The organism is Jatrophihabitans sp. YIM 134969 (assembly GCF_054456675.1).
Genome location: NZ_JBTJEQ010000037.1, coordinates 43,675 through 50,979, shown reverse-complemented (window position 1 = coordinate 50,979; position 7,305 = coordinate 43,675). Strand labels below are relative to the sequence as shown.

General features: G+C 73.2%; 5 protein-coding genes, 1 tRNA gene and 1 pseudogene. 6 read left to right on the top strand and 1 reads right to left on the bottom strand.

Features of this window, described 5'->3' with window-relative positions; translation table 11 throughout:
- Positions 1–1,371, bottom strand: a pseudogene (locus ACXR2U_RS17660) (hypothetical protein); the annotation flags it as partial.
- Positions 1,372–1,604: 233 nt separating this feature from the next.
- Between ACXR2U_RS17660 and ACXR2U_RS17655 the strand changes: the two are divergent.
- The 6 genes from ACXR2U_RS17655 (at position 1,605) to ACXR2U_RS17630 (ending at position 7,286) form a co-directional block, all read left to right on the top strand.
- Complete coding sequence (locus ACXR2U_RS17655) at positions 1,605–3,413, top strand: adenylyl cyclase (protein ID WP_458826378.1); 1,809 nt, start codon at positions 1,605–1,607, stop codon at positions 3,411–3,413.
- A 117-nt stretch (positions 3,414–3,530) separates the two neighbouring features.
- Positions 3,531–4,217 (top strand): YoaK family protein, encoded by a 687-nt coding sequence (locus ACXR2U_RS17650; RefSeq protein WP_458826377.1) that lies wholly within the window; start codon positions 3,531–3,533, stop codon positions 4,215–4,217.
- A gap of 46 nt (positions 4,218–4,263) precedes the next feature.
- Positions 4,264–4,336, top strand: a tRNA-Asn gene (locus tag ACXR2U_RS17645).
- A gap of 90 nt (positions 4,337–4,426) precedes the next feature.
- Entirely contained in the window at positions 4,427–5,107 is a 681-nt protein-coding gene (locus ACXR2U_RS17640) for an SDR family NAD(P)-dependent oxidoreductase (protein WP_458826376.1), read from the top strand.
- Positions 5,108–5,235: 128 nt separating this feature from the next.
- Entirely contained in the window at positions 5,236–6,480 is a 1,245-nt protein-coding gene (locus ACXR2U_RS17635) for an alpha/beta hydrolase (RefSeq protein WP_458826375.1), read from the top strand.
- A complete protein-coding gene (locus ACXR2U_RS17630) occupies positions 6,477–7,286 on the top strand; it encodes a trypsin-like serine peptidase (protein ID WP_458826374.1) in 810 nt (269 codons plus the stop codon). Before ACXR2U_RS17635 ends, ACXR2U_RS17630 begins: the two co-directional genes overlap by 4 nt.
- Positions 7,287–7,305 lie beyond the last annotated feature (19 nt).

The following is a 7,305-nucleotide window of genomic DNA, read 5'->3' as shown; positions in this document are numbered from 1 at the left end:
GGCTCCGGCGCGGGTCGCCCACGACGCGTCCGGCGCCGCGACGGCGTCGGCCGCAACCCCCACGGCGGCGTCGGCCGCGGCGGCGGTCAACCACCGACCGGGCAGCTCGGCGACGCCGCGGACAGCAGCCACGCGGACGGGATCCTGTTCGTTCGGCAGGCGGGTGAGCCGGGTCAGCACGACCTCGACGACGGCGGGGTCGCGTGACCCGCGAGCGGCGGTCAGGAGCAGCGCGTAGCCGAGCGCCCGCCGCTCGGCCGTCGGCTCGCGGGTGACGGCGGCGAGCAGGGGTTCGGCTTCGGCGAACGGCAACCGGGCGACGTAGGCGAGGCGCTGGTCAGGGTGGTCGGCGACGTCGTGCCGTGCCAGGGCGGCGCGGGCCAGGAGGTGCCGCTCGGGCCACGGCAGGAGGTCCAGCACCGCCAGGTCGACCGCGCCGGTCGCCTCGCCGCGGGCGATCCGGTGGACGCCCACGCGGCGGTGCGGTGGGAGGTGCCGCAGGACGTTCCCCTGCGCGTGGCGGGCGGTGGCGGCGAGCAGCCGTCCGAGCAGGTCGTCCGGGAGGGCGGCGAGCGCGTCGACCAGCGCCCGCCCGAGACGTACGCCGGCGCCGGGGCGCAGCAGGAGGGCGGCCGTGCGCTCCGGGTCGTGACGGGCCAGGACGGCGAGGCGACCGGTGACGTGCGGCGGGAGGGCCACGCCCGGCGGGCAGCGTTCCAGGACGGTGAGGACCCGGTCCGGGGCGTGCGGTGTGCACGCGGCGAGGCCCGCTCCAAGCCGGCGGAGCTCGTCCGACCACAGCGCCCGAGGCGTCGCCGCCAGCGTCCGTTCGAGGTGGTCGAGCACGACACCGGGGTGGCGGTGGCCGAGGGCCGCCCACGAGGTCACGGCCCAGTCGAGACCGGCCAGGTGCGCCGCGACCACCTCGGGTGAGCAGGCCGGCAGGACGCCGGCCGCGGCGGGGTCGCCGAGGGCGGCGCGAACGGCGGGGAGCAGGGCGTCGGCCACCTCCGGCGTGCTGTCGCGTCGCACCGTCCGGATCATCGCCTGCCGACCGGCCCGGGACAGGCCGGGCAGCAGGGCCTCGAGCTCGCCCGCCGTGAGGCCCAGCCGGATCCCCACCACGAGCGCGTGGACCCGTTCGTCGGGTCCGCCCACACCGAGCGAGGCCCGCACGTGGTCGAGGTCGCGGACCACCCCGGCCATCAGCAGCGCACACCGCCGCTCGTACGCCCCACGAGTCAGCAGGCCGAGCAGCAACGTCTGCCACGACGGGCCGCCGATCTCACGGCGGGCGACCTCGACCAGCCGTCGTTGACGCTCGGGGAAGGGCAGCGGCGCGATCTGGCGCAGGAGGGCGTCGGCGTCCACGCGGGCCCACCCTGCCACCACCGTCGAACGACCACCGCCCGAACCGGCGGGTGCGATCTGTCCGGTTTGGGACGCGAGTCCGAACGCGTTCGGTCGAGACCCTGGTCTCGACGCGTGTCGAGGCTTAAGTTCCCGCCGTGGACAAACCCCCAGGCGCAGTGGAGCGCCCCTCCCGACGCAGGGCTCTCGCCCTCGTCCCCCTTCTCGTCGCAGGATCGGTCGCGGTCATCGCCGTGACGGCGCCGGCCGCCCAGGCGGCGCCCGCGCCGCCCGACCTCGGTCCGAACGTCCACGTCATCGACCCGTCGATGCCGCAGGCCGACATCCAGGCCGAGGTGGACGCCGTCTACACGGCGCAGGCCACCAACCAGTTCGGGGAACGCCGCGACGCGATCCTGTTCCTGCCCGGCACGTACGGCTCGACGGCGGACCCGCTGAACTTCCAGGTGGGCTACTACACCGAGGTCGCGGGGCTCGGCCAGAACCCGGACGACGTCGTGATCAACGGGTCGATCAACGTCTACAACCAGTGCGGCGACACCGGCTGCATCGCCCTGAACAACTTCTGGCGCTCGATGTCGAACCTGACGATCAACGTCACGGACGACCCGAACGACCCGCAGCACAGCGGGTGCTACAGCGGCGAGTTCTGGGCGGTGTCGCAGGCTTCGCCGATGCGTCGGGTCAACATCGTCCCGAACGGCAAGAACGTGACGCTGATGGACTACTGCACCCAACCGTCGTACGCGAGCGGCGGCTTCATCGCCGACTCCCGCATCCCGTCCACGGTGGTCAACGGGTCCCAGCAGCAGTTCCTCACCCGCAACAGCACGATCGGTGGCTGGAGCAACGGGGTGTGGAACGCGGTGTTCTCCGGGGTGTACGGCGCGCCCGCCGAGGGCTTCCCCACCGCCGACTCGAACTACTACACGACGCTCACCGCGTCGCCCGCCACCAAGGAGAAGCCGTACCTGTTCGTCGACGGCTCGGGCACCTGGCAGGTCTTCGTGCCCGTCGCGACGACCGGGACCACGGGCTCGACGTGGTCGTCGGCCAGTCAGACGCGCGGCCGGGCGATCCCGCTGTCGAACTTCTACATCACCAAGCCCGGCGACACCGCCGCGACCATCAACACGAAGCTCGCCAACGGCAAGAACCTCCTGGTGACGCCGGGTGTCTACGACGTGGACACGACGATCGCGGTCAAGCGCGCGGGCACGGTGGTGCTCGGCCTGGGCATGGCGACACTCACGTCGGACACGTCGGCGCCGACCCTGCGCGTCGGTGACGTCGCGGGTGTCGACATCGCGGGCCTCGTGTTCGACGCCGGCACCTCGTACTCCAGCGCGCTGCTGCAGGTCGGGACAGCGGCGCACAGGTCCGTCGCCTCGCGCGAGCTCGGCCCGACCGCCCTGCACGACGTGTTCTTCCGCATCGGCGGACCGCACGTGGGTCAGGCCGCGGTGAGCCTTCTCGTCAACAGCGACAAGGTGATCCTGGACGACATCTGGGCGTGGCGGGCCGACCACGGCGACGGCGTGGGGTGGACCACCAACATCGCCCCGACCGGCGTGGTCGTGAACGGCGACGACGTCACGGCGACGGGCCTGTTCGTCGAGCACTACCAGGGCTACGAGACGGTCTGGAACGGCGAGCGCGGCACGGTCGTGTTCTTCCAGAACGAGATGCCGTACGACGTGCCGAGCCCGACCGCCTGGACCTCCGACGGCCGGAACGTGGGCTACGCGGCGTTCAAGGTCGGCACCAACGTGCGGCAGTTCTCCGGGTACGGCATGGGGTCGTACAGCTTCTTCAACCAGGGGAAGGACATCAACGCCTCCCGGGCGTTCGCGACCCCGACCCGACCCAACGTGCGGTTCCACCACCTGCTGACGATCTTCCTCGACCCGGTCAACGGCAGCGGCAGCATCCGCCACGTCATCAACAACACCGGCGGCGCGTCGTCGGCGGCCAACCCCGGCACGCCGGTGACGGTCCTCGACTACCCGACGCCCGCCACCCCGGCGGCAGCGACCGGCTGACGGGGAGCGGTTCGGCCCGACGGCCGTGGTGACCGGGTCGGACCGGTCGCCACGGCCGTCGTCGTCTGCGGCGACGTGCCAGCACGGACCCGCACGCGGTGGGATGATCTGCCGGTCATGACGGCCGCGCCCCCGCCTTCCGCGATGCCCCTGGTCGGCGGGCTGGTGCTGCTCGTCGGCACGGGTTTCGTCGACGCGTACACCTTCCTCGCGCACGGCCACGTGTTCGCCGAGGCCATGACCGGCAACCTCGTCCTCACCGGCGTCGGCGTCGTCGACCCCACGGTGGTCCCGTTCTGGCGGCCGCTCGCGACGTTCGGTGCCTTCGTGGCCGGGGTGACGGTCGAGTGGCTGGCGCGCCGGCGGTTGCCCGGCCGAGTCCCCCAGGTCGCGACGCTCGCGGTGCTCGTCGTCGTGCTCGGGGTCGCAGGAGCCCTGCCCTCCTCGGTTCCCGACGTCGCGGTCTCGTGCGCGATCGCCCTCGCCGCCGGGATGCAGATCGCCGCCTTCGACCACATCGGGTCGGCGAAGTTCACCTCGACGGTCATGACGAGCAACTCCCGGACGACCGTCGCCTCGGTGCTGACCGCGGTGTCGTCCCGAGCCCGCGCCGACGCCCTGCTCGCCGCTCGCCTGGTCGGGGCGCTGCTCGCGTTCGTGGTGGGCGTGGTCGTCGGCGCCGTGGTCACGCAGGCGTGGGCCGGCCGCGCGGGCTGGGTCGCCGCGGCGCTGTTCGTCGTCGCGGGCGCCCTCTACCTCGCCGCCGACCCCGCGCCGCGCAAGCCGCTCGCGCCGGTCCGGTAAGCTCTCCGAGGCCGTTCGGCGGGACACCGCCCGCGGCCGAGCACGGTCCCCCGTAGCTCAATTGGCAGAGCATTCGACTGTTAATCGAAGGGTTACTGGTTCGAGTCCAGTCGGGGGAGCTTTCTCTTCGGCGCTCCGCCGCGGGCGCTGCTGCGACCCACGGCCGCCCCGTTCCGGATCGGTCGCGGCGGGCGTCCTACCGTGGCTTCGTGGATCTCGAACTGAGCGGCCGGGTCGTGCTCGTCGTCGGAGGCAACGGCCTGATCGGCTCGGCCGTCGTCGCGCGGCTGGAGGACGAGGGCGCGACGGTCGTCGTGGGTTCACGCAGTGCGCCGCGAGGGATCACGCTCGACGCGACCGACGATGCCTCCGTCGAGAGCGCCGTCGCCACCGTGCTCGCCGAACACGGTCGACTCGACGGCCTGGTGGTCACCGCCGCACCCAGCGCGCGGACCCTCGATCCGACCCGTCAGGCCGATCCCGCCCAGGTGATCGGCGCCGTCGACGTCAAGGCCATGGCGTTCCTGCGCATGGCCAACGCGGTGCTGCCCACCATGGTCGAGGCCGGCTTCGGGCGCATCGTCGGTGTCAGCGGACAGAACGCGTTCCTCACGGGCAACGTCACCGGTTCGGTGCGCAACGCCGCCCTCATCATCGCCGCGAAGAACCTCGCCGACTCCGTGGCCGGTTCGGGCGTCACCGTCAACACGGTGAGCCCGGGCACCGTGACCCCCACGCCGGCGAGCGAGGTCCGCCCCGGCGCGGGCGGCGAGTCGAGTCCGGAGCAGATCGCCGACCTCATCGTCTTCCTGGTCTCGCCCCGCACCGCGACCGTCTCCGGTGAGTCCATCGCGACCGGTCACCGCGTGCGCGGGGTCGTCAGCTTCTGACCGGTCCACGAAGGACGCGCTGAGCCACACGCGGTGCGCACAGCTGGCGGGACTGGTGTCAGCACCGTGCGCAGCCGGACGCCCGGGACGGGGTCGACGTCGTCGGGCGGCACCGTCCGGAGGCCACCATGTCACTGACCGGTGCGGGGTTCCTCGCGGTCACCGTCGCGCTCGCCGTGATCACTCTGGCGGCGTGCGTGCCGTGGGAGCAGCGGGCGCGTTGGCGGGTACTCGGCCTGGGCGTGGCCGGTGCGACCGTGACCACGGTCGCCGCCGCACTCGTCGTGAGCCGTACCGGCCTCGCCGACTGGGGACTGCCCTGGACGTTCGACATCTGGTTCGGGCTGGTCGTGCTGGGCGTCACCCTGGGCATCGCGGCGTGGCGTTGGGTCCGCCTGCGGCGGCTGGTGCCGGTCGCGGCCGTCGCGGCGACCGCGCTGCTCGCGGGCACGCTCGTCAACGCGCACTACGGCTACTACCCGACGTTGTCGACGGTGTTCGCCGCGCCGACGCACCAGGTCACCGCCGCGTGGGTGACCCACGAGCAACGTGTCCACGCCCACGTGCGCGAGGGCGTCGTCGAACCGGTCGACATCCCCGGGACCGTCTCGCACTTCCACGCCCGGACCGCCTGGGTCTGGTTGCCGCCGGCATACGTCGACGGCGCGCAGGCCGACCTGCCGGTGCTCGAGCTGCTGCCCGGCTCGCCGAGCACACCCACGACGTGGGTCCAGAGCGGCGGGGCGAACGCCACCGCCGACGCCTACGCGGCGCGCCACTCCGGGCTCGCTCCGCTGGTCGTCATGCCGGACTCGAACGGGTCCCTCACCGCTGACAGCGAGTGCGTCGACGGGCCGGACGGGCGGGTCGAGACGTACCTGACCGTGGACGTCCCGGCCTTCATGCACCGCGTGTTCGACAGCCAGACCGGCCCTCGCTCGATGGCGGTCGCCGGGTTGTCGGAAGGCGGCATGTGCGCGGCCGAGCTGGCGTTGCGTCACCCCACCGAGTACGCGGCGTTCGGCGACTACTCCGGCATCGCCGCGCCCTCGGTGCGTGACGTCGTGGCACCGGAGACCACCACCGCGGCGCTGTTCCACGGGTCGACCGCGGCGTACGAGGCCCACGATCCGGCGAACCTGTTGCGCCACCGGCACTTCCCGATGCTGTCGTCCTGGTACGAGTCGGGCGGTGAGGACGGCCCCGCCATGGCGGCCCTCACCGAACTCTCGGCCCTGAGCCGTGCCGCCGGACTCACGGTCCGCACGCACGTCGTCCCCGGGCAGGCCCACAGCTTCATCGTGTGGCGGGAGGCGCTGCAGTCGTCGTTCCCGTTCCTGACCCAGGCCCTGCGCATGCCGGCGGCCGCGTGAGCGTGCCCGCACGCACGGCCGGCGCCGGCCTCGCCACCGCCCTGGCCGCCGCGACGGCGCTGCTCGCCGGGTGCGCGAGCGGGACCGTGGCAGCACGCACCACGACGGCCCCGGCTCCCACGCCAGGGTCGACGTGGTCACCCACGGACGCGGTCGGTCCCCTGTTCGCCGCGGGGACCTCGCAACCGCACAACTGCACCGCCACGGTCGTGAGGAGCTCCTCCAGGGACATCGCGATGACTGCTGCACACTGCATCAGTGGCACGGCGGCGGGGTTGACCTTCGTGCCGGGTTACGACCGCGGGCACGAGCCGTTCGGGGAGTGGAATGTGGTCGGCGTGCAGGCGCCCGCCGGGTGGCGAGGCGGGGAGAACACCGACGACGACGTCGCGTTCCTCGTGCTCGCACCCCGGCAACGCGACGGTGCGACCGTCCACGTCCAGGACGTCAGCGGGGGCGTCGGCGTCGAGGTCGTACCACCGCTCGGACGCACGGTCACCGTGATCGGGTACCCGGCCGGCATCGACGACGCCCCGCTGCGGTGCACGACCCCGGTGGTCGAGCGGGCCTCGTCGCCGTCCGTCGACTGCAGAGGCTTCGCCTCGGGGACCAGCGGTTCGCCGTGGCTGACCGACTCCGACGGGTGGAGTGCCATCGGCCTCATCGGCGGCCGGCACCAGGGCGGCTGCCTCGTGGACCGGTCCTTCTCCCCCACCTTCGCCTCCGACGTGCTCGACGCCCTCGCGGCGGCGGAGCGCCCCGGCGCGTCCGAGGTGGTCCCGGCCGCGGGCGACGACGGCTGCTGAGCGCCGCGCGGAGAGAGCC

Bases quoted from the DNA above. Each gene is read 5' to 3' on its own strand.
- ACXR2U_RS17650 (WP_458826377.1), top strand. From the start codon at position 3,531: ATGACGGCCGCGCCCCCGCCTTCCGCGATGCCCCTGGTCGGCGGGCTG.
- ACXR2U_RS17635 (WP_458826375.1), top strand. From the start codon at position 5,236: ATGTCACTGACCGGTGCGGGGTTCCTCGCGGTCACCGTCGCGCTCGCC.